General features: G+C 67.5%; 18 protein-coding genes and 1 pseudogene. 15 read left to right on the forward strand and 4 right to left on the reverse strand.

The genetic code is table 11. From position 1 onward, the window contains the following. The first annotated feature begins 7 nt into the window (after positions 1 to 7). From mce to KTC28_RS13375, 6 genes are all read left to right on the forward strand, one after another. Positions 8 to 424 (forward strand): methylmalonyl-CoA epimerase, encoded by a 417-nt coding sequence (gene mce, locus KTC28_RS13350; protein ID WP_216707637.1) that lies wholly within the window; start codon positions 8 to 10, stop codon positions 422 to 424. After that, positions 421 to 1,452: an alpha/beta fold hydrolase gene (locus KTC28_RS13355; protein ID WP_216707638.1), complete on the forward strand. Its 1,032-nt coding sequence runs from the start codon at positions 421 to 423 to the stop codon at positions 1,450 to 1,452. The genes mce and KTC28_RS13355 overlap by 4 nt, the downstream gene beginning before the upstream one ends. A gap of 6 nt (positions 1,453 to 1,458) precedes the next feature. Further along, entirely contained in the window at positions 1,459 to 2,124 is a 666-nt protein-coding gene (locus tag KTC28_RS13360) for a GNAT family N-acetyltransferase (protein WP_255602018.1), read from the forward strand. An 83-nt stretch (positions 2,125 to 2,207) separates the two neighbouring features. Next, on the forward strand, positions 2,208 to 2,756 hold the full coding sequence (locus tag KTC28_RS13365) for a DUF1285 domain-containing protein (protein ID WP_216707639.1): 549 nt from the start codon (positions 2,208 to 2,210) through the stop codon (positions 2,754 to 2,756). Beyond that, entirely contained in the window at positions 2,753 to 3,337 is a 585-nt protein-coding gene (locus KTC28_RS13370) for a CoA pyrophosphatase (RefSeq protein WP_216707640.1), read from the forward strand. The genes KTC28_RS13365 and KTC28_RS13370 overlap by 4 nt, the downstream gene beginning before the upstream one ends. Positions 3,338 to 3,347: 10 nt before the next feature. After that, entirely contained in the window at positions 3,348 to 4,511 is a 1,164-nt protein-coding gene (locus tag KTC28_RS13375) for a CCA tRNA nucleotidyltransferase (protein ID WP_216707641.1), read from the forward strand. Here KTC28_RS13375 and parC read toward each other — a convergent pair. From parC to recO, 3 genes are all read right to left on the reverse strand, one after another. After that, positions 4,508 to 6,742, reverse strand: coding sequence for a DNA topoisomerase IV subunit A (gene parC, locus KTC28_RS13380; protein ID WP_216707642.1), 2,235 nt, complete (start codon positions 6,740 to 6,742; stop codon positions 4,508 to 4,510). The two genes, KTC28_RS13375 and parC, sit on opposite strands and share 4 nt — an antisense overlap. Before the next feature lie 54 nt (positions 6,743 to 6,796). After that, the gene (locus tag KTC28_RS13385) at positions 6,797 to 8,092 is read right to left on the reverse strand and encodes an OmpP1/FadL family transporter (protein ID WP_216707643.1); all 1,296 of its coding nucleotides are present in this window, start codon (positions 8,090 to 8,092) and stop codon (positions 6,797 to 6,799) included. Between the two features lie 72 nt (positions 8,093 to 8,164). After that, positions 8,165 to 8,881 carry a DNA repair protein RecO gene (gene recO / locus KTC28_RS13390; RefSeq protein ID WP_216707644.1) on the reverse strand — a complete coding sequence of 239 codons (717 nt, stop codon included), beginning with the start codon at positions 8,879 to 8,881 and terminating at the stop codon, positions 8,165 to 8,167. A gap of 134 nt (positions 8,882 to 9,015) precedes the next feature. Between recO and KTC28_RS13395 the strand changes: the two genes are divergently transcribed. The 3 genes from KTC28_RS13395 to dnaE all read left to right on the forward strand — a co-directional run bounded on the left by KTC28_RS13395 (position 9,016) and on the right by dnaE (position 13,811). Continuing rightward, positions 9,016 to 9,732, forward strand: coding sequence for a hypothetical protein (locus tag KTC28_RS13395; RefSeq protein ID WP_216707645.1), 717 nt, complete (start codon positions 9,016 to 9,018; stop codon positions 9,730 to 9,732). Continuing rightward, positions 9,729 to 10,271 carry a GNAT family N-acetyltransferase gene (locus KTC28_RS13400; protein ID WP_216707646.1) on the forward strand — a complete coding sequence of 181 codons (543 nt, stop codon included), beginning with the start codon at positions 9,729 to 9,731 and terminating at the stop codon, positions 10,269 to 10,271. The genes KTC28_RS13395 and KTC28_RS13400 overlap by 4 nt, the downstream gene beginning before the upstream one ends. A gap of 96 nt (positions 10,272 to 10,367) precedes the next feature. After that, positions 10,368 to 13,811: a DNA polymerase III subunit alpha gene (gene dnaE, locus KTC28_RS13405; protein WP_216707647.1), complete on the forward strand. Its 3,444-nt coding sequence runs from the start codon at positions 10,368 to 10,370 to the stop codon at positions 13,809 to 13,811. A 100-nt stretch (positions 13,812 to 13,911) separates the two neighbouring features. On the opposite strand, the gene KTC28_RS13410 is transcribed toward dnaE, so the two are convergent. Continuing rightward, positions 13,912 to 15,630 (reverse strand): alkaline phosphatase family protein, encoded by a 1,719-nt coding sequence (locus KTC28_RS13410; protein WP_255602019.1) that lies wholly within the window; start codon positions 15,628 to 15,630, stop codon positions 13,912 to 13,914. Positions 15,631 to 15,828: 198 nt separating this feature from the next. On the opposite strand from KTC28_RS13410, the gene KTC28_RS13415 reads away from it, so the two are divergent. The 6 genes and pseudogenes from KTC28_RS13415 (at position 15,829) to KTC28_RS13440 (ending at position 20,872) form a co-directional block, all read left to right on the forward strand. Further along, positions 15,829 to 16,608: a hypothetical protein gene (locus KTC28_RS13415; protein WP_216707648.1), complete on the forward strand. Its 780-nt coding sequence runs from the start codon at positions 15,829 to 15,831 to the stop codon at positions 16,606 to 16,608. Between the two features lie 168 nt (positions 16,609 to 16,776). Then, positions 16,777 to 17,532, forward strand: a pseudogene (rpsB, locus tag KTC28_RS13420) (30S ribosomal protein S2); the annotation flags it as partial. Between the two features lie 270 nt (positions 17,533 to 17,802). Continuing rightward, positions 17,803 to 18,756, forward strand: a complete 954-nt coding sequence (gene tsf / locus KTC28_RS13425) for a translation elongation factor Ts (protein ID WP_216707650.1) — start codon at positions 17,803 to 17,805, stop codon at positions 18,754 to 18,756. A 67-nt stretch (positions 18,757 to 18,823) separates the two neighbouring features. Continuing rightward, positions 18,824 to 19,546, forward strand: a complete 723-nt coding sequence (gene pyrH, locus KTC28_RS13430; protein ID WP_216707651.1) for a UMP kinase — start codon at positions 18,824 to 18,826, stop codon at positions 19,544 to 19,546. A 4-nt stretch (positions 19,547 to 19,550) separates the two neighbouring features. Next, positions 19,551 to 20,120, forward strand: a complete 570-nt coding sequence (gene frr, locus KTC28_RS13435; protein ID WP_216707652.1) for a ribosome recycling factor — start codon at positions 19,551 to 19,553, stop codon at positions 20,118 to 20,120. Positions 20,121 to 20,203: 83 nt separating this feature from the next. After that, positions 20,204 to 20,872: an isoprenyl transferase gene (locus tag KTC28_RS13440; protein ID WP_255602451.1), complete on the forward strand. Its 669-nt coding sequence runs from the start codon at positions 20,204 to 20,206 to the stop codon at positions 20,870 to 20,872.

The following is a 20,872-nucleotide window of genomic DNA, read 5'->3' on the forward strand; positions in this document are numbered from 1 at the left end:
GCCAGCGATGATCGGACGCCTCAACCATGTCGGCATCGCGACGCCGTCGATCGAAAAGAGCATCGCGGTCTATCGCGATCTGCTCGGCGCGGCGCGAATCGGTGAGCGGTTCGTGCTCCCCGAACAGGGCGTCTGGGTCTGTTTCGTCGACCTGCCGAACAGCCAGATCGAGCTGATCGAGCCTTATGGCGATGCCTCGCCGATCCACGGTTTCCTCGTCAAGAACCCCGCTGGCGGTCAACATCACGTCTGCTTCGAAGTGCCCGACATCATCGCCGCACGCGATGCAATGCGCGCGAAGGGTGCAACCGTTCTCGGCACTGGCGAGCCGCGGATCGGTGCCCACGGCGTGCCGGTAATCTTCGTCCACCCGCGCGACATGGGCGGGGTGCTGGTCGAACTGATGGCGGAGCCGGTTCATTGAACCGCGCCCTGATCGCCGTGGTCGCGGCGCTGGCCCCGATCGTGATCGCCGCGGCGCCGGTCGACTTCACCGTTCCCGCGAGCGTCCCCGTGGAGCACCTCCGTGTCCGCCAATTCGATTTTTCCGGCGGGCGGTCGGCCCCGCTCAAGCTCGGCTACCGGACGCTCGGCAGCCCGCATAAGGGACCCGACGGCAGTATCGACAACGCCGTCGTCCTGCTCCACGGCACCGGCGGATCGGGGGCGGCGTTCCTCGGCCCGAAAGCGGGACTGTTATTCGGACCGGGTGCACCATTCGACATCACGCGGACCTATGTCATCCTTCCCGACACGATCGGCATCGGCTCGTCGACCAAGCCGAGCGACAGTCTCGGGGTCAATTTTCCGCATTACGACTATGGCGACATGGTCAAGGGCGTCCGCACGGTCCTCGCCGAACTCAAGGTGACCAAGGTCCGCGCGGTTGTCGGCACGTCGATGGGGGCGATGCTCGGCTGGACGTGGGCAGAGGCGTATCCGAACGAAATCGACACCCTCGTCGCGATGGGCGGATGGCCGACTGCGGTCGCCGGGCGCAACCTCGTCTGGCGTATCGCCGCGCGCGATGCCCTGCTCGTCAGCCCGCTTCCGGGCGGCAGCGGAGCGCGGGTTGCGACGGGAATCATCCTCGTCGCCACCGTCCCCGCGGCGCTCCTGACCAAGCTCGCCCCTGATGCGCCGACCCTGCAGCATCTGATCGACGCGCGGCTGGACGGTGCGCCCGACTCGGTCGATTTCGCTTTCCAGCTCGACGCCGTGCGGAATTATTCCCCTGCCGCCGGGATCGAGCGGGTGACGGCCAAGGTCGTCGAACTCAACTTCGCCGACGACATCCTCTATCCGGTGGCCGAGCGCCCGCCGCTGCCCGCGCGCTTCACCCGGATCACGGTGCCAGCATCGGCGGCGACGAGCGGGCATGCGACGCTGGGCGAGCCGAGCGTGTGGATGCCGCTCGTCGCGCCGGCGCTCAGGGCGGCGTTGGCGCGTTAGGTGGGAATGACGCAGACGGACATTTTATCGCTGACCGGCGTCGGAGTGCAGGACGCCAGCAACGTGCCCCTCCCCTCGGAAGGGGAGGGAAGGCAGGCCCGGCCCGATCCGGCGATCGATCTCCCTCCGGCGCTTCGCGCCCCAATGGATGTCTCCGCCGCTACCACCGCCGACACGCCCGACATCGACTCGCTGCTCGACGCCGCCTTCGGCCCCGGCCGCCACGCCCGTACCGCGTCGCTCCTCCGCGCAGGGGCCGAGCCGATCGCCGGGGTCAGCCTAGTTGCGCGCGACGGCGGGCGGCTTCTCGGGTCGATCCAATACTGGCCGATCGAACTCGTCACCGGCGACGCCGTGACACCGCTGACTCTGCTTGGCCCGGTCGCGGTGGCGGCAGACGCCCGCACGCTCGGGCTTGGGCGGAGATTGCTTGCGGCGTCGCTTGCGGTCGCCGAGGCGCATGGCTTCGATCCGATCCTGTTGATCGGCGACGCGAGCTATTACGGGCCGTTCGGATTCGACGCCGCCGCCACCGGGGACTGGCAGCTGCCGGGCCCTGTCGACCGGCACCGGCTGCTCCTCCGCCAGACCGGCTCGATCGTCCTGCCGAAGATCGCCACCGTCCGCGCGGTCAACGCCTCGGCGCTCGCGGCTCCGGGGATGAGTGCGTGATGCTGCCGGGTTGAGCCGCGACATCGACCGGACTCGTTCAAAGCGCCGCCGCCGACTATAGCCGTTTCGCAACAGGATAATCGATGCCGACCGAAACCGCTCCGACGCTCGCCGAGATCGCGACCCTGCTCTGCGAGCGCAAGCTCCCGCCGGTCGATCAATGGCATCCGGCGCATTGTGGCGACAGCGACATGCGGATCGCCGCCGACGGGACTTGGTTTCACGGCGGCACGCCGATCGGTCGCCCCGAACTCGTCCGGCTGTTCTCGACGATTTTGCGGCGCGAGGCCGATGGCGGGTACGTCCTCGTCACCCCCGGCGAGAAGCTCGATATCGTCGTCGACGACGCGCCGTTCGTCGCGGTCGCAGTGACGAGCGAAGGCGAGGGGATGTCGCGCCAGCTCGCCTTCCGCCTCAACACCGGCGACCATGTCGTTGCCGGGCCTGACAATTTGCTCCGCGTCGAGACCGCCGACGATGGCACCCCGCGCCCGTATGTCCACATCCGCGGCGGTCTCGACGCGCTGGTCAACCGAGCAACGTTCTACGAACTCGCCGACTGGGCGATCGCCGAGGATGCGGCTCCGCCCGGCCTGTGGAGCGGCGGCGTCTTCTTTCCGTTCGCCGCATGACGCTGCGCGAGCGGCTCGCCCGCGCGACCGGACCGGGTGAGGGGAGGCGCGGCGACTGGGACTTTCCCGGCAACGAGCACGAGGCTCCGGTGGCGCTGACTCCGGCGGCGGTGCTGATCGGCGTCGTCACCCATGATCGTCCGACGATCCTGCTGACCCGGCGCACCGACACGTTGCGCCGCCATGCGGGCCAGGTCGCATTCCCCGGTGGGCGGATCGACCCCGAAGACGCCGACCCGACCGCCGCCGCGCTGCGTGAAGCGCACGAGGAGGTCGCGCTGCCGCCGCATGCGGTCGATGTCGTCGGCGTGACCGACCCCTATTCGACAGGGACGGGGTATCACATCGTTCCCGTCATTGGGCTGATCGCGCCGAACCTGCCGCTCGTCCCCGCCGCCGATGAAGTCGCGTCGATCTTCGAGGTGCCGCTCGATTTCGTCCTCGATCCGGTCAATCATCAGCTGCGCCAGACCGAATGGCAGGGGCGGCTGCGATCATATTATGTCATTACGTGGGAGACGCACGAGATCTGGGGGGCGACTGCAGCGATGATCGTCAACCTGTCGCGACGGCTGGCATGAAGTGGCCAGCATGAAGCTGGGGCCGCAGCCGTGGCTCGCCGGCAAGGGCGCGCGCGCGATCGCTGCCGCGCTCGACGTCGACGGCGGGTCGACCCGGCTGGTCGGCGGCGCGGTTCGTGACAGCCTGCTCGGGTTGAAGGTCAACGACATCGATTTCGCGACGGTGTTCGAGCCCGCCGAAGTCGTCGCCCGGCTGGAGGGGGCAGGGCTCAAGGCGGTTCCGACCGGCATCGCCCACGGCACAATCACCGCGGTCGCCAACGGCTTCTATGCCGAGGTGACGACGCTGCGTCGCGACGTCGCGACCGACGGCCGGCATGCGACGGTCGCCTTCACCGCCGATTGGCGCGCCGATGCCGCGCGCCGCGACTTCACGATCAACGCGCTCTACGCCAACCCGGTCAGCGGCGAGATCGACGATTTCTTTGGCGGGGTCGACGATCTTGCGGCGCGGCGGGTCCGCTTCATCGGCGTCGCACTCGACCGCATCGCCGAGGACCATCTGCGCATCCTCCGCTTCTTCCGCTTCTCGGCGCGCTTCGCCACGACGATCGACCCCGACGGGCTGGCGGCTTGTATCGCGCGCGCCAACGACCTGATGGCCCTGTCGCGGGAGCGGGTTCGCGATGAATTAGCGAAGCTGCTTGTGACCGATGATCCGGCGCCGACGCTCGCGGTAATGCTCGATCACGGCATTCTTGCGCCGGTTCTGCCCGAAATCGACCGTGGCCTAATTGCGCATCTCAGTCGCGTCCGTGCGGGTGAGGGTGCGGCCGGTGTGCGGGCGGGGTTCGCACGGCGTCTGGCGGCACTATTGCCGGTTGATGCGGCGCTCCTCGACGATCTCGCGACGCGGCTGCGGCTGTCGAAGGTCGAGCGCCGGCGTCTGGTGCTGACCGCCGACCGGGGCAGAAGCCTTGGCGAAATGGCGTATCGCGACGGCATCGAGAGCGCGATCGATCGCGGCATCCTGTCGGATAACAAAGACTTGCCGGACTTCATTGCGGCATGGTCGAAACCCGTGCTGCCGGTTTCGGGACGCCACCTGATCGCGCGTGGACTGCCACCCGGCCCGGAAGTCAGCCGCCGCCTCGGCGAAGTCGAGCGCGAATGGATCGCCGCCGGCTTCCCCGCCGACATCGACCCCATCGTTTCCAGGGTGTTAGCGGCTTAAGCGAACTTGTTGTCGCGCGGGAAACCCACCGGCGGCATCCGCCCGGTCCCGCCGCGCGGCCCGACCCACGGCCCGACATCGGCCTCGGTCCGCGTCCGCGTCCCCGATCCGCCCATCGCCCACGACAGGCCGTCGGCACGCTTGAAGCTGGTAATGTCGGCGACCCCGCCATCGCGGTATTTCTGCAGCGCCACGCCTTGTCCCCGCGCCATCACCGGGACATCGTCGAGCTTTATAATCAACAGCTTGCGGTTCTCGCCGACGACGCCGAGGTGATCGTCGTCGGCCGGGATCGGCCGCACGATCTTGAGGCTCGCGCCGGCACGCGGCGTCATCACCTGGCGCCCTTTCCGTGTCTCCGCGAGCAAATCGTCCCCGCCCACGACGAACCCGCGCCCATCCGATGCCGCGAGCAACAGTCGCTCGCCCGCCCGGTGGACGAACAGCGCGACGATCGCCGCCGCGCCGTCGAGGTCGATCATCAGCCGCACGGGCTCGCCGAAGCCTCGCCCGCCGGGTAGGCGATCTGCGCCAAGTGTATAGAATCGCCCGGTTGCTGCTGCGATGACGATGCGGTCGGTGGTGTGGGCGTGGAAGGCGAAGGCGGGACCATCGCCCTCCTTGAACTTCAGCAGGTCTGGCGCGGTAAGGTCGACGTGACCCTTCATCGCGCGGATCCAGCCCTTCGCCGAAACGATCACCGTCAGCGGCTCGCGGTCGATCATCGCCTCGAGCGGGATCATCGTCACCACCGGCGCCGTGCCGATCTCGGTCCGCCGCGCTCCAAGCGCAGTCTCGGGGCCGTAGCGCGTCCGCAGCTTGGCGAGGTCGTCGCGGAGGCGCTTCGCCTGCGCCTGGGGGCTGTCGAGCAGCGCACGCAGCTTGCTAGCTTCCGCCGTCAACGCCTTGTGTTCCTTGGTGATCTCGATCTCTTCGAGCCGCCGCAGCGCGCGCAGCCGGAGGTTGAGGATTGCCTCGGCCTGCCGCTCATTGAGACCGAACCGCCGGATCAACTCGGCCTTCGGCTCATCCTCCTCGCGGATGATGCGGATCACCTCGTCGATCGACAGATATGCCTTGAGATAGCCGTCGAGGAGTTCGAGGCGGTCGTCGATCTTCGTCAGCCGGAAGGTCGTGCGATTGGCGGTGACTTCGATCTGGTGGTCGAGATACGCCTGGAGCACGGCCTTCAATGGCATCACCCGGGGGACGTGATCGCGGTCGAGCACGTTGAGATTCAACGGAAACCGCGTCTCGAGGTCGGTCAGCTTGAACAGGCTTTCCATCAAAACGCCGGGGTCGACGTTGCGCGAGCGCGGCTCGAGGACCAGGCGGATCGCGGTGTCGGACTCGTCGCGGACGTCGGCGAGGATCGGCAATTTCTTGTCGTTGATCAGCGCGGCGATGTCCTCGATCAGCTTGCCCTTCTGGACCTGATACGGGATTTCGGTGACCGCGATGACCCACGTCCCGTTGCCCGCGGGTTCGACCGACCAGCGCGCGCGCAGGCGGAAACTGCCGCGACCGGTGGCATAGGCCTGGGTGATCGCTGACGCCGGCTCGACCACGACGCCGCCGGTCGGGAAGTCGGGACCCTTGAGGTGCTGCATTAGGTCGTCGATGGAAGCGTCGGGATTATCGAGGAGCACCGTGGCTGCATCGGCGATCTCGGCGACGTTATGCGGCGGGATCGACGTCGCCATGCCGACCGCGATGCCGCTCGCGCCGTTCGCCAGCAGGTTGGGGAAGGCGGCCGGGAAGACCTCGGGCTCCTCCTCCTCGCCGTTATACGTCTCGCGGAAGGCGACGCTGTTTTCGTCGAGGCCGTCCATCAGGTCGGCGGCGGCGATCGTCAGCCGCGCCTCGGTGTAGCGCATCGCTGCAGCGTTATCGCCGTCGATGTTGCCGAAATTGCCTTGCCCGTCGATCAGCGGGTAGCGGAGCGCGAACGACTGGCTGAGCCGCACCAGCGCGTCATAGATCGAGGCATCGCCGTGCGGATGGTATTTGCCCATCACGTCGCCGACGATCCGCGCGCATTTCTTGTAGCCGGTCGCCGGATCGAGCTTGAGCAGCCGCATCCCCCACAGGATGCGCCGGTGGACCGGCTTGAGCCCGTCGCGGACATCGGGGAGCGACCGCGCGGTGATCGTCGACAGCGCGTAGACGAGGTAGCGTTCGCTCAGCGCATCGGCGAACGGCGTATCGAGAATTCTTGGGTCTTCGAGCATGGCGTGAGCGATACGGGTTCGCTCGCGCCATGGCTAGAGTTTGGGTCTCGGGCGTCAGAACCGCAGCGAAATGCTCGACGCGATCTCGTTGGCGTGGCCCTGGTTGGTCGACAGCGTGTTGATCGTCGTCACCGCAGGGCTCCCGGCGAACAGTGGGTCGGTCCGATTGACCGCTTCGCTCTTCACGAAGATGTGCGCATACGACATGTTGACCGCGACCGCCTTGGTCAGATGCGCGGTGACGCCGGTCGTCGCCCAGATCCGGTCACCGTCGGGAACGCGGGTCGTGCGGTAGGCGTCGCGGGTCGGCGTCTGGTCGTACATCGTGCCCGCGCGGAGCGTCAGCTTCGGCGATAGCGCATATTCGGCGCCGGCGCTGACGCTATACGTGTCGCGATAGTTCTGCGCGCTCGATAGGAAGGTAACACCGGTCGGCGTATTGACGTTGATGTCCTTGAAACGGCTCCACTTATAGAAGCTGCCCCCGGCGAGGAGGCGCAGCTTGCCGGTGCCGAATGTCGCGCCGACGCTGGCGATGTCGGGGGTGCTGAGCGGGGCAAAACCGCGCGTGCCGCCGTTGCTCGCCGCGAGCGGGCCGAGCAGGCCGCTGATCGCCGCGACGCCCGAGAGCTGATGGTCGATGTGGCTGCGGTAATGCGCGCCGAGCCGGACCGCGCCGAGGTCGACGCTGACGCCGGCATTCCAGCCGAACGCCATGTCCTGCCCACGGATCTCAAGCAGGCCGTCGGGGAGGAGCGGCGAGACGTTGGGCAATGCGCTCGACAGCTTCGCGGTCATCCGCTGGATGTCGAAGCCGCCGCCGATCGAGATGCGGTCGGTCAGCTTGTACGCCGCGGTCGGCTGGATGTTGAGGCTCTCGACGTCGGAGCGGATCGAATCGTAGCGGCCGAACCATCCGTTGTCATAGACCACCTTGACCCCGAACGGCGCGCTGATGCCGAGGCCGAGCCACAGCCGCGAGCCCTCGATCTGCGCCGAGAAATAGCCCGACGGGATGATCACCGGCTGGTCGAACGGATTACCGCCGTTGCCGCCGCCGGTGGGAAAGCTGCCCTGGTTGCCCGCTGCCGAGCGCGTGCTGCCACGGTTGGTCTGGCTCGACTGGACGAACAGCAAATGGCCGCCGGTATCGACGCTGACACCGGGCAGGTTGGTCATCCCGGCGGGATTGTAGAAGACCGTCGCGGCGGAGTCGGCAGCTGCGGCTTCACCGGCGAACGCACGTCCGACCGCGAGCGGAGACTGTTCCTGAAGGTAGAAGCCCCCCGCGATCGCAGGGGCGGCACCGCTGGCGGTAACGAGAGCGGCGACGATAAAGCTTCGGTTCATTCAGGGTCCTTGATCGATCGATAGCCCCCCGGTGCCGCGCTGCTAGACCGCGTTGACCTGTGCGTAAACCCCCTACGCCATCCCGACGAAACGCTGACGTGCAGGGACGAGGCTGGCGGCTCGCCCGATGAGGACATCGCGTTCGAGAAACCACCCGGTCGTGCGTAGCCCGTCGGCGAGGTCGGCAGCGGTCGCGGGGCCGCTGCCGAGCAGGAATGCCGGGAGCGGCAGGAGCTTCGTCGCATAGGGCGACCCCGCGCCACGGCTGACTGCTTGCGACGACTTGGGCGAGACGAACGCAAGATCGGTCGTCGCGCCGGTCGCGACGCACGCCGTCAGGTCGAGGCCGAAGCCGAGTTCGGCGAGGAGCAGCAATTCGTAGCGAACGACGCCGGGTAGCCACTGGCTTGCGTCTTCGGCGAAGGTCATCGCGTCGAGCAGGCCGTCGAGTGCCACGTACAGCCGGGGGGAGGGGGTCGCCTCGCTCAACGCCGTCGCGGTCAGCGCGCAAAGCCAGTCGAGCGCGGCTGCCGACACCCGCCCGGTGGCGAGGACGGTCCGCCCGCGGACAAGCTCGACCGCTGCGCTGGCAAGCTGGCTCGCCGCACGACCGCGCAGCCGGACTGCAACGCCGTTGCCGGGTTGCAGGACTGGACGCAGCGCGCGCGATCGTCCGCCGGGTACGTAGCCGGCGACCAACCCGCCCTTTTCAGTAAGAAAGCGGACGACTGCGCCGTGCTCGCCGTGAGGCAGCACCGCGGCGATGATCGCTGGCGTGTCGACGTCCATCGTTTCAGCAGATAGGGGGTCGGGTGACCGTCGGCTATCCTTTGGCGCCACAACAACGGCGGGCTGACCGAGCGGCTTTGCGATTACGGGACGGGCGACTAGGGTCGCGGATGTTCGGGGGCGCGGGGGCGAGAATGCAGGCAGATTTGCGACTGGCAGCGATGCTGGCGGTGAGTACGAGCGCGGTCGCGGCGGACATTCCGCTCGATGTCGCGCGTGGGCAGAGCATTCTCGCCGAGGCCCGTGCCGCGTGCGGCGGTCAGGCGTGGGACCGGATTGCCGGCTGGCACGAGCGCGGACGCATCACGATCGCGGGTCATCCCGAGGGCAGCTACGAAGAGTGGAGCGCGATCACCTCCCTCGCGATGGCAATGCGGACCGAGCCCGGCGGCGCAGCGGTGAGCCATATCGGCACCGACGGGACGACGTCGTGGCGCCGGCTGCCTGCGGGCGGCGTCGACGTCGGCTCTGCATCGGGACCGAGCCGGCTCCACCTCCGCGACGCCTATTTGAGCAATTTTGCGTATTTCCTTCCCACGCGCTTTCCGGCGGCTGTCGTCGCGGAGGACCCGCGAACCGTTGGCACCACCGTCTACGACGTCGTCACGGTTCGCCCGGCCGGCAGCGAAGACTTCGCCTTATGGATCGATCGGGCGAGCCACCGGGTCGCGCGGATCGTCGTCGGCAATCAGGTCGCCGAGCTGCGTAACTATCGTACCGTGTCGGGGGTCTGCGCGCCGACCCTCGCGATCCAGACCGACGGTAATCCGGCGCACACGACGACGCTCGATATCGACAGCGTCGACACTGCGCCGTTGTCGCCAGCGGTCTTCGCGGTGCCGCGGCCATGAGCGTCGATCTTCAACCGACGTTGAGCGGCGATCTGGTCGCGCTGCGTCCGATCGCGCCCGGCGACTGGGCGGCGCTCTACACCGTCGCGTCCGATCCGCTGATCTGGGCAGTCCACCCGGTCAGCGACCGCTGGCGGGAGCCGGTCTTTCGCCGCTTCTTCGACGAGGCGCTGGCGAGCGGTGGCGGACTGGTCGCCACCGATCCGGCATCGGGCGCTGTCATCGGCTTCTCGCGCTACGATCTCGCGCGCGTCGAACCGGGCGAGGTCGAGATTGGTTGGACCTTCCTCGCCCGCAGCCACTGGGGCGGTGCGGCCAACGCCGACATGAAGCGGCTGATGATCGGCCACGCCCTGCGCCATTTCGACCGCGCATTGTTCCTCGTCGGCGAGGCGAACATCCGCTCGCGCCGGGCGATGGAGAAGATCGGCGGACGGCTCACCGACCGCACCTACGACGCCTATTACCCCAGCGGGATAGTACGCCACGTCATCTACGCGATCGACCGCGAAGGCTTTGCCGTGGGACCGCTCGCCTAAACCGGACACGAGGCTCCCCGACGATATCCACAGCGATCTCGGACTGCGGTCGCCCGTGCCATAGCCGAATCGCCGCCCGCGTCTTATCCTCTCCCGATGCCCCACGCTCCGTTCGTCCACCTCCGCGTCCAGTCGGCGTATTCGATGCTCGAAGGCGCGATGACGCCCGATGCGATCGCGGCGGCGTGCCGGACGATGAAGCTGCCGGCGGTCGCGCTGACCGATCGCAACAACATGTTCGGCGCGATGGAGTTTTCGGAAGCGTGCCGCGGGCAGGGGGTCCAGCCGATCATCGGCGCGCTCGTCGCGTTCGAGCGGCCGGGCTCGCGAACCCCGGCGGGACGAATGACGTGCGATTGGCTGGTGCTGTTAGCGCAGGACAAGACCGGGTACGACAACCTCATCGCCATCGTCAGCGACGCGCATCTCGGCTGCGATGCCGCCGACGAGCCGCATCTGACGCTCGCCGAGCTCGAAGGCCGGACCGATGGGCTGATCGCGCTGACGGCGGGGCCCGAGGGTGCGCTCGCGCGGCTGCTCGCCGAGGGGCAGGACGCGGCCGCCTATGCAGACGCGCTCGTCGCGCTGTTCCCCGACCGGCTGTATATCGAGTTGAGCCGGAGCGGCGATCCGATCGAGATCAAGGCCGAAGCCGCACTCGTCGAGCTCGCCCACGCCCGCGACCTGCCGATCGTCGCGACCAATCCGGCGCGGTTCATCGACGCCAAGGTCCACGCCGCGCACGACGTCATGCTGTGCATCGCCGACGGTGCCTATGTCGAGACGACCGAGCGGCGGCGGTCGAACCCCGAGCATTGGCTCAAGCCGGCGAAGACGATGCTCGAGCTCTTCGCCGACCTGCCCGAGGCGTGCGCGACGACGCTCGTCGTGGCGCAGCGCTGTGCGTACAAGGCGCCGTCGCGCGAGCCGATCCTGCCGAGCCTCGCGGGTGATCCCGCCGCCGAAGTGAGCGCGCTCGCCGAGCAGGCGACGGCGGGGCTCGACCGGCGGCTCGAGGCGCTCGGCCTGAGCGGCGACGCGGCGACGCCCTACCGTGAGCGCTGCGTATTCGAGCTCGGCGTCATCGCGCGGATGGGCTTCCCGGGCTACTTCCTGATCGTCGCCGACTTCATCCAATGGGCGAAGGCGCAGGGCATTCCGGTTGGTCCCGGGCGCGGATCCGGCGCGGGATCGGTCGTCGCCTGGGCGCTGACGATCACCGACCTCGACCCGTTGCAGCACGGCCTGCTGTTCGAGCGCTTCCTCAACCCCGAGCGTGTGTCGATGCCCGACTTCGACATCGACTTCTGCGAAACCCGCCGCGGCGAGGTCATACGCTATGTCCAGCAACGCTACGGGCGTGGGCAGGTCGCGCAGATCATCACCTTCGGGAAATTGAAGGCGCGCGCGGTCCTCAAGGACGTCGGGCGGGTGCTGCAGATGCCGTACGGGCAGATCGACCGCATCGCCAAGCTGATCCCAAATCATCCGACCGATCCGTGGACGCTGGCGCGCGCGATCAACGGCGTGTCCGAGCTGGTGGCCGAGCGCGACCGCGATCCCAAGGTCGCGCATTTGCTCGAGATCGCGCTCAAGCTCGAAGGCCTGCCGCGCCACTCGTCGACTCACGCTGCCGGCGTCGTCATCGGCGACCGGCCGCTGAGCCAGCTCGTGCCGATGTACCGCGACCCGCGCTCGGACATGCCGGTGACCCAGTTCGACATGAAGTGGGTCGAGAAAGCCGGGCTGGTCAAGTTCGACTTCCTCGGGCTCAAGACGCTGTCGGTACTAGAACGCGCCCGCGAACTGCTGCTGGCGAAGGGCGTCGTGCTCGACCTCGCCGCGCTCCCGCTTGACGACGAGGAGACCTACCGGCTGATCGCGCGCGGCGATACCGTTGGGGTGTTCCAGTTCGAATCCGAGGGCATGCGGCGCGCGCTGACACAGGTCCGGCCCGACTGCTTCGCCGACATCATCGCGCTCGGCGCGTTGTACCGCCCGGGGCCGATGGAGAATATCCCGAGCTTCGGCCGCCGTAAGAATGGCGAGGAGGTGCCCGACTACCTCCATCTGAGCCTCGAGGGCGTCCTCAAGGAAACCTACGGCGTCATCATCTACCAGGAACAGGTGATGCAGATCGCCCAGATCCTCGCTGGCTACAGCCTCGGCGAGGCCGACCTGCTGCGCCGTGCGATGGGCAAGAAGATCGCCGCCGAGATGCAGGCGCAAAAGGCGCGCTTCGCCGATGGCGCGGCGAAGAACGGCGTCGATAAGCGCCAGGCGGCGGCGATCTTTGAGCTCGTCAACAAGTTCGCCGGATACGGTTTCAACAAGAGTCACGCCGCGGCGTACGCACTCGTCAGCTACCACACCGCGTGGCTCAAGACGCACCATCCGGTCGAGTTCTACGCCGCGTCGATGGCGTTCGACATCACCAACACCGACCGGCTGGCGATCTTCGTCGACGACATGCGGCGGATGGCGGTGCCGTGCCTGCCGCCGTGCATCAACGCGAGCGACGCCGACTTTACTGTCGAGGACAGCGGCGTTCGCTTCGGGCTGGCGGCGCTCAAGAGCGTCGGCGAGAAAGCGATGGCGGGGATCGCCGAGGAGCGCGCGCGCGGCGGCCGGTTCACCGGGCTCGCCGACTTCTCGCGCCGGGTCGACCCGAAGTTGCTCAACAAGCGCCAATTGGAGGCACTCGTCGGCGGCGGCGCATTCGACGGGATCGAGAAGAACCGCGCCGGGGTACACGCGCTCGCCGAGGCAATCCTCGGCACCGCGCAGAACGCCGCCGCCGCCCGCGAGAGCGCGCAGGTCGCGATGTTCGGCGAGAGCCACGACCGCGGGCTGGCGATGCTCGTGCCGCCGGGGATGGGCTGGACCCTTGCCGAGACGATGGCACACGAGAAGGATGCGTTCGGCTTCTACTTCTCGGGCCACCCGGTCGAGGGCTTCGCGCATATTCTCACCGCCCACGGCGCACGAACCTATGCCCAGTGCGCGACGGTCGAGCCACCCCCCGGGGGCGGGCGACTGCCAGCGACGATGGCGGGGCTGATCGAGGACCTCAAGTGGCGGACCCCGCAGAACGGCAAGAGCGACAAGTATCTGCTGCTGACGATGTCCGACGCGAGCGGCCAGTATGTCGCGAGCTGCTTCGACGACGCCGCGCAGGCACAGATCGTCGCCGCGCATGCCGCCGCCGACGCGGTGCTGGTCAACGCCGAGCTGATGTGGCGGCCCGGCGAGGACACCCCGCGCGTGACGATCCGAGGGGTCAAGCCGCTCGCCGCGCTGGCGAAGGCGTCTCGCTGCCGCCTGACGGTCGAGCTGTCAGGGGCAGGGATCGACGCGCTCGCAGGGCTGGTGTCGAGCAGGCGAGGGGGCAAAGGCGAGATCGTCGCGCTGGTCCCGCTCGGCGGCGGCGGCCGCGCGAACCTGTCGCTCGGCATGGATTTTGCGATCGACAACGAGGTCGTGGCGAAGGTCGAACGGCTGCGCGGGGTCGCCGGGGTACGGTTGATGGCGGCGAGTTAGCAGGGTCTCCCGATTATGCGGCGAAGATCATGTCTTCGCGGCAGAGACCAATGAAGTTAGTGCCATCGCCGCATGACACAATAAGCTCCGGGCGGCCGTCCTACCGGCAGGTCGTCGCCCCGGTCCGATCGAGATCGAGGCAGCGCCCATCGACCATCGGCGTCTTCACCCCGACCACCGCCGCCAGCGTCGGCGCGATGTCAACCGTCTCGACCGGCAGCGGCTGTTCGAAGCCCGCGGCTCCCGGCCACCAGAACAGGATCGGGACGCGGCGGTCGTAGTTCCACACCGACCCATGCCCGGCGACGGTGTCGCCGAGCGACTGCGGGTCGCCGAGCGTGGTGTACGGCCGCAGCACCGCCATGATGTCGCCGCTGCGGACCGGATCGGTTGACTCGGCGATGCGTTCGAGCAGCGTCATTTCGTCGGCGGGCTTGCCCTTCGGCGGCAGACCGGCGAGCGCCTGCGCCCTGGTGTAGACCTCGACGACCTCGGGGCGCTTGCGGAGTTCTGCGATCGTGACCTCGCCGATCCGCTCGATCAGCTTGGCGTTCGCCCCTTCAGGCGGAACGATCGTGATCTCGTACGGGTCGCCCGCGAGCGGGCTGGCGTCGAGCTTGAGATCGGCCTGCACTGCCGCGCCGACTTCGGTCATCAGAGTCTTCGGGTTGACCCGGACTGCAGGGAAGCCGCGCTCCGCGACACGCTCGGCAACGTCGATGCTGCCGTGGTCGGCGGTCAGCACAACGAGGACAGGGATCTTAAGCGCCTCGAGCTTGCCGAGGAACACTCCGAGCATCGCATCGAGGTGCGCGAGGTTATCGCATTGCTCGGCGCTTTCGGCCCCGTAGCGGTGGCCGACGTAATCGGTCGCGCTGAGGCTGATCGCGAGGACGTCGGGAGCGCCGCCCTGGCCGAGCTTCTGCGTCGCGATCAATTGCGTCGCGAGGTCGAGCGCGACCTGGTCGTAAATCGGCGACGCGCGGAACCACGATTGGAAATAGCTGTCCTTCGAGAAGTCTGTCCCCGGTGCGGGGGCGATCCAGCCGAGCGGGGGCAGTTCGTCGTCGACCGTCAGCCGCCCATAGCGCCGCGCGCCGAGGTCGACCTTGCACCGCGGGTCGAGCGGCACCCACTTCGGCGCGGCCTTGAGCCACTTCGCCGCGAGCGCCGCATTATACGCGACGATGGGGGCGAGCCGCGCCGCCTCGTTCGTGCCCGCGGGGATGTAGGTGGTGAAGCCGCCGTTGGCGTCGTCCCACCAGAACGTGCCGTCGGCGCCGTGGCCCGCCATCGTGATCGCGCCGCGGTCCTTGCCAGACACCGCAAATGTGCGGCTTGCTGGGTTCGCCGCCTTCATCCACTCGCCAAGCGTCGGCACCTTGAGATTGGCCGGGCCGCGCGGCGCATCGGGACGCCCGGGGACGGGCGAGGCGGGGTCGAGCATGCAATAGGCCTGCGTCTTGGTCGCGCGGTCGTACCAGCTGTTGGCGACGATGCCGGTCGCCGAGGGGTGCCGCCCGGTCAAGATCGTCGAATGCCCGGGGCAGGTCTCGGTCGCGGCATGGCTCTGGTAGCCGTTGGGAAAGACGACGCCGTGGTCGGTCATCATCCTGAGCCCGCCGGTGAAATGGCTGCGATACTGGTCGAACAGCGCCGCCGAGAACTGGTCGACCGAAATTGCGACGATCAGCTTCGGCACCGGCGGCGCGGTACTCGCGACCGGGGCCGCAGCCGCTGCCAAAGCTGGCTTGGTGACCGCCGATGCGGCGAGCAGGAGGGCGCCGAGCCCGAGTATCCGTGTCCGCATCCGTGTCATCGCGAAGTTCCCCAGCATTTGCGAACCGATGCCACGCCGATATTACCGTTTGGCGTCGGAGGGTAGGGGGCATGGCGCCCAGCCCGCCGCCAAGGGATTTTCGCCGCGCCGGCGTACCCCCCTGCGGTGAATGCCTTTTCGACGAAACCCCTCGCGCCGCCTTGTGCCGCACCGCAGCGCGGGGTAGCGCGACGGCCCATGCGCGCGGCGTTCTTCCCCCAGTTTGCGGTCTTCGATCGCCCGAAGCTCAGCCGTCGCGCGACCGGGCTGATCGCGGTCATCCTCGTCCACCTGCTGCTCGCGCTGCTGTTGCTGTCGCTCAACCCCAAGCGCGAGAAGGCGCCGCCGGGGCCGAAGACTTTCACGCTGTCGCCGATCCAGGCACCGACCCCGGCGAAGAAGCCGGTCGTCCAGGCGAAGCACGCCCATGCCGGCGCGCCGCCGCGCAAGGCCCCGAGCCGCGCCGTGACCAAGCCGCTCGTCGCAGTCCCGAAGTCCGACCAGCCTTCGACCAAGCCGTTCACCACCGAGTTGATGGACGCGGTCGACATATCCGCGCTGCCCAACCATAAGAGCGACGTCGCATCGGCGACCGACGGCACCGGCATCGGCCCCGGCAAGGTCGGCGCGGGCAACGAGTCGGGGTCGCTCTACAGCGCCAACGGTGCCCCGGGCGGCGAGCCGCTGTACAACGCCGAATGGGTCACCGAGCCGACCAACGCCGAGTTGTCGACGTACCTGCCACGCAATCTGCCGAACGCAAGCTGGGGGGTGATCGCCTGCCGTACCGCCGAGCGCAACCGCGTCGAGGATTGCCAGGAACTCGGCGATTCGCAACCAGGGCTCGGATTGTCGCGCGGGATGCGGCAGGCGGCGTTCCAATTCCATGTCCGCCCGCCGCGCGTCGGCGGGAAGGCGCTGATCGGTGTCTGGGTCCGCATCCGCATCGACGAGCATGTCGAGGAGCGCGGCGGCTAGGCGAATTCGTGTATTCGGGGCAGCTGCTCCTGAAAAGCTTGCATTCGGCGCGCCATCCGGCTAATGGCCGCGCCTCACGAAACCACTCACGCAGGGGCAACCCATCCGGTGCCGGGCTCGCCCGTTACACCCCCTGCGGCGGTCCAACCGGATAGAGGAGCAAGACTTATGGCGACCCCCGTCGTCTCGATGGCGCAGCTTTTGGAAGTCGGTGCCCACTTCGGCCACCAGACCCACCGCTGGAACCCGAAGATGAAGCCCTACATCTTCGGTGACCGCAACGGCGTCCACATCATCGACCTGTCGCAGACCGTGCCGCTGTTCGCACGCGCGCTCGACTTCGTCCGCGCCACCGTCGCCAGCGGCGGCAAGGTCCTTTTCGTCGGCACCAAGCGCCAGGCGCAGGACCCGGTCGCCGAGGCCGCGCGCCGGTCGGGCCAGCATTACGTGAACCACCGCTGGCTAGGCGGGATGCTGACCAACTGGAAGACGATCTCTGGTTCGATCAAGCGCTTCAAGATGCTCGAGGAGCAGCTGTCGAGCGACACCGCCGGACTGACCAAGAAGGAAGTCCTCAAGCTTACCCGTGAGCGCGACAAGTTCGAGCTGTCGCTCGGCGGCATCCGCGACATGGGCGGCCTTCCCGACATCATCTTCGTGATCGACGTCAACAAGGAAGACCTCGCGATCAAGGAAGCCAACACGCTCGGCATCCCGGTCATCGCGATCCTCGACACCAACACCGATCCGAGCGGCATCGCCTTCCCGGTTCCGGGTAACGACGACGCGAGCCGCGCCGTGCTGCTGTATTGCAACGCGATCGCCGACACGATCATCGACGCCCGGCAGGGTCGCCAGGCCAGCCAGGGCATCGACCTTGGCGCGATGGACGAGCCGCCGGTCGAAGTCTACGCCGCGCCTGCTCCGGTTCACGCCGAGCCGCTGCCGACGACGATGGTCGAAGCTCTGGGCGATGTTGGCGTGCACGTCGCTCCGGCGCCCGACGTCGAAGTTGCTGCGCAGATGATCGATGTCGCGACTGCCGCGACGGTCGAGCACGAGACGGCAACCGCTTAAATTCGCTGATTAAATCTATCGTCATCCCCGCGAAGGCGGGGGCCAGTCACCACCACTGGCTGGGGTGACGGGCCCCCGTTTCCGCGGGGATGACGCCACTAGCATAAGGAGCATCCCATGGCCGACATCACCGCGAGCATGGTCAAGGACCTGCGCGACCGTACCGGCGCGGGCATGATGGACTGCAAGAAGGCGCTGAGCGAAAACGGCGGCGAGATGGAAGCTGCGGTCGATTGGCTGCGTACCAAGGGTCTCGCCTCGGCCGCGAAGAAGGCCGGGCGCACCGCCGCCGAGGGCCTCGTCGGCGTTCAGGTCAGCGGCAAGCGCGGCGCAGCGGTCGAGGTGAACTCAGAAACCGACTTCGTCGCCAAGAACGACCAGTTCCAGAGCTTCGTCCGCACCGTCACCGGCATGTCGGCGACCCACGGCGACGACGTCGAGTTGCTGCTTGGCGCAATGTACCCCGAGCGCGCCGGCATGAGCGTCAAGGACGTCCTCCTCCACAATATCGCGACGATCGGTGAGAACCAGTCGCTGCGCCGCGCCAAGATCGTCGAAGTCTCCGAAGGCGTCGTCGTCTCGTACGTCCATAACGCAGTCGTCACCGGCATGGGCAAGATCGGCGTCCTCGTCGGCCTTCAGTCATCGGCGTCGCCCGAAGTCCTCGAGCCGCTCGGGCGCCAGATCGCGATGCACATCGCCGCCGCCAACCCGCTGGCTCTCGACGAGAATGGTCTCGACCCCGCCGTCGTCGAGCGCGAGCGTGCGATCGCCCGCGAGAAGGCCGCCGGTTCGGGCAAGCCTGCCGACATCCTCGAAAAGATGATCGAAGGCGGCGTTCGCAAGTACCGCCAAGAGAATGCGCTGCTGACGCAGGTGTTCGTGATCGATGGCAAATCGAAGGTAGCTGATGTCGTCGCTGCCGCCGCCAAGACCGCCGGCACGCCGATTACCGTCACCGAATTCGTCCGCTTCCAGCTCGGCGAGGGTATCGAGCGCGAAACCAGCGACTTCGCCGCCGAAGTCGCTGCTGCCTCGGGGATCGCGTCGCCGTCTGAACCTCGCGCCTGATCGCCGGGGTTGGCAGCGTCCAGCCCCGTCTCTAGTGTCGCCGCGGTTCCCGGAGTTGACGACCCCTATGGCTCGACCAGCGTATAAGCGCATCCTGCTCAAACTGTCGGGCGAAGCGCTGATGGGGTCGGGCCAGTATGGCATCGACCCCGCCGAAACCGCGCGCATCGCGGTCGAGGTCAAGCGCGCCCGCGACGCCGGCTACGAGCTGTGCCTCGTCGTCGGCGGCGGCAACATCTTTCGTGGCTTGGCAGCGGCAGCGAAGGGCTTCGATCGCGCGAGTGCCGATTACATGGGCATGCTTGCGACGGTGATGAACGCACTCGCGGTGCAGAACGCACTCGAACGCGCCGGGGTCGATACCCGCGTACAGTCGGCAATTCCAATGGCAAGCGTCTGCGAGCCCTACATCCGGCGGCGTGCCGAGCGGCACATCGAAAAGGGCAGGGTGGTGATCTTCGCTGCCGGTACCGGCAATCCGTTCTTCACCACCGACACCGCCGCCGCCCTCCGCGCCGCTGAAATGGGTTGTGACGCGCTGTTCAAGGGCACGAGCGTCGACGGTGTCTACGACGCCGACCCGAAACAGGTCGCAACCGCCAAGCGTTACGAAACGCTGAGCTTTTCCAAGGTCCTGGCGGACGATCTAAAGGTGATGGATGCAAGCGCGGTTGCTTTGTGCCGCGACAACAACATTCCGATCGTCGTGTTCAACATCCGCGCCGAGGGCAGCCTGACGGCGGTCCTCGCAGGCGAAGGTGTGTCGACGACCGTTGGCGGGGAAGGATAAGACGATGGCGATATTCGATGCAGTGGCGCACAAGGCCGATCTCGAACGGCGGATGAACTCAGCGGTCGATGCGCTCAGGTCCGACCTCGGCGGGTTGCGGACCGGGCGTGCGTCGACGTCGCTGCTCGACCGGGTGACGGTTGAGGTTTACGGTTCGAACATGGCATTGTCGCAGGTTGCAACGGTGACCGCGCCCGAGCCGCGGATGCTGTCGGTCCAGATTTGGGACAAGTCGAACGTTCAGATGGTCGAGAAGGCGATCCGCTCGGCCGGGCTCGGGCTCAACCCGATCACCGATGGTCAGACGTTGCGCTTGCCGATTCCCGACCTGACCGAGGAGCGCCGCAAGGAACTTGCCAAACTTGCCTCGCAATATTCGGAAAAGGCCAAGATCGCCGTCCGCAACGTCCGCCGTGACGGGATGGAGAGCTTGAAGGCCGCCGAGAAGAAGGGCGACATCAGCCAGGACGAGCAGAAGAAGCTCGAGACCGACGTCCAGAAGATCACCGATAAGATCACCGGCGAGATGGATGCCGTGTCGGGCGCGAAGGAAAAGGAAATCCTCGGCAAGTGAGCCTGCGTCCCGCCAATCGCGACGCAGGGGCCTTAGCCGCTGGCGGGGGCGCGGGGGCACCGCCGCGGCATGTCGCGATCATCATGGACGGCAACGGGCGCTGGGCGAAAAAGCGTCATTTGCCGCGCCTCGCCGGGCATCGCAAGGGCGTTGAGGCGGTCCGTCGTGCAGTCGAGACCGCGCCGACGCTCGGCATCGAAGTTCTGACGCTGTACGCTTTTTCAAGCGAGAATTGGCGCCGCCCCGCCGACGAGGTGAGCGACCTCATGGGCCTCCTCCGCCATTATCTCCGCACCGAAATCGCCGAACTCCATCGCAACGGCATCCGTATGCGCTTCATTGGCGACTTGTCGGGGCTGAACGGCGACCTCGTCACCCTTCTGGGCGAAGCCGCCGAACTGACCCGCGACAATACGAAGATGACGCTGGTTCTCGCGCTTAATTACGGGTCGCACGACGAACTGACGCGCGTCGTGCGCGAACTCGCGACGGCGGCGCTCGAGGGCACGCTCGATCCGGCGGCGATCGATGCTGCGGCGATCGAGGCGCGGCTCGACACCGTCGACCTGCCGCCGCCCGATCTCCTCATTCGTACCAGCGGCGAGCAGCGGCTGTCGAACTTCCTGCTGTGGCAGGCGGCGTACGCCGAACTCGTCTTCACCGACGAACTCTGGCCCGATTTCAACGCCGCGTCGCTGACGGCGGCGGTGACGGCGTTCGGCACACGCGACCGGCGTTATGGTGGGCGCTGA

Source organism: Polymorphobacter megasporae (assembly GCF_018982885.2).
Classification (GTDB): domain Bacteria; phylum Pseudomonadota; class Alphaproteobacteria; order Sphingomonadales; family Sphingomonadaceae; genus Polymorphobacter_B; species Polymorphobacter_B megasporae.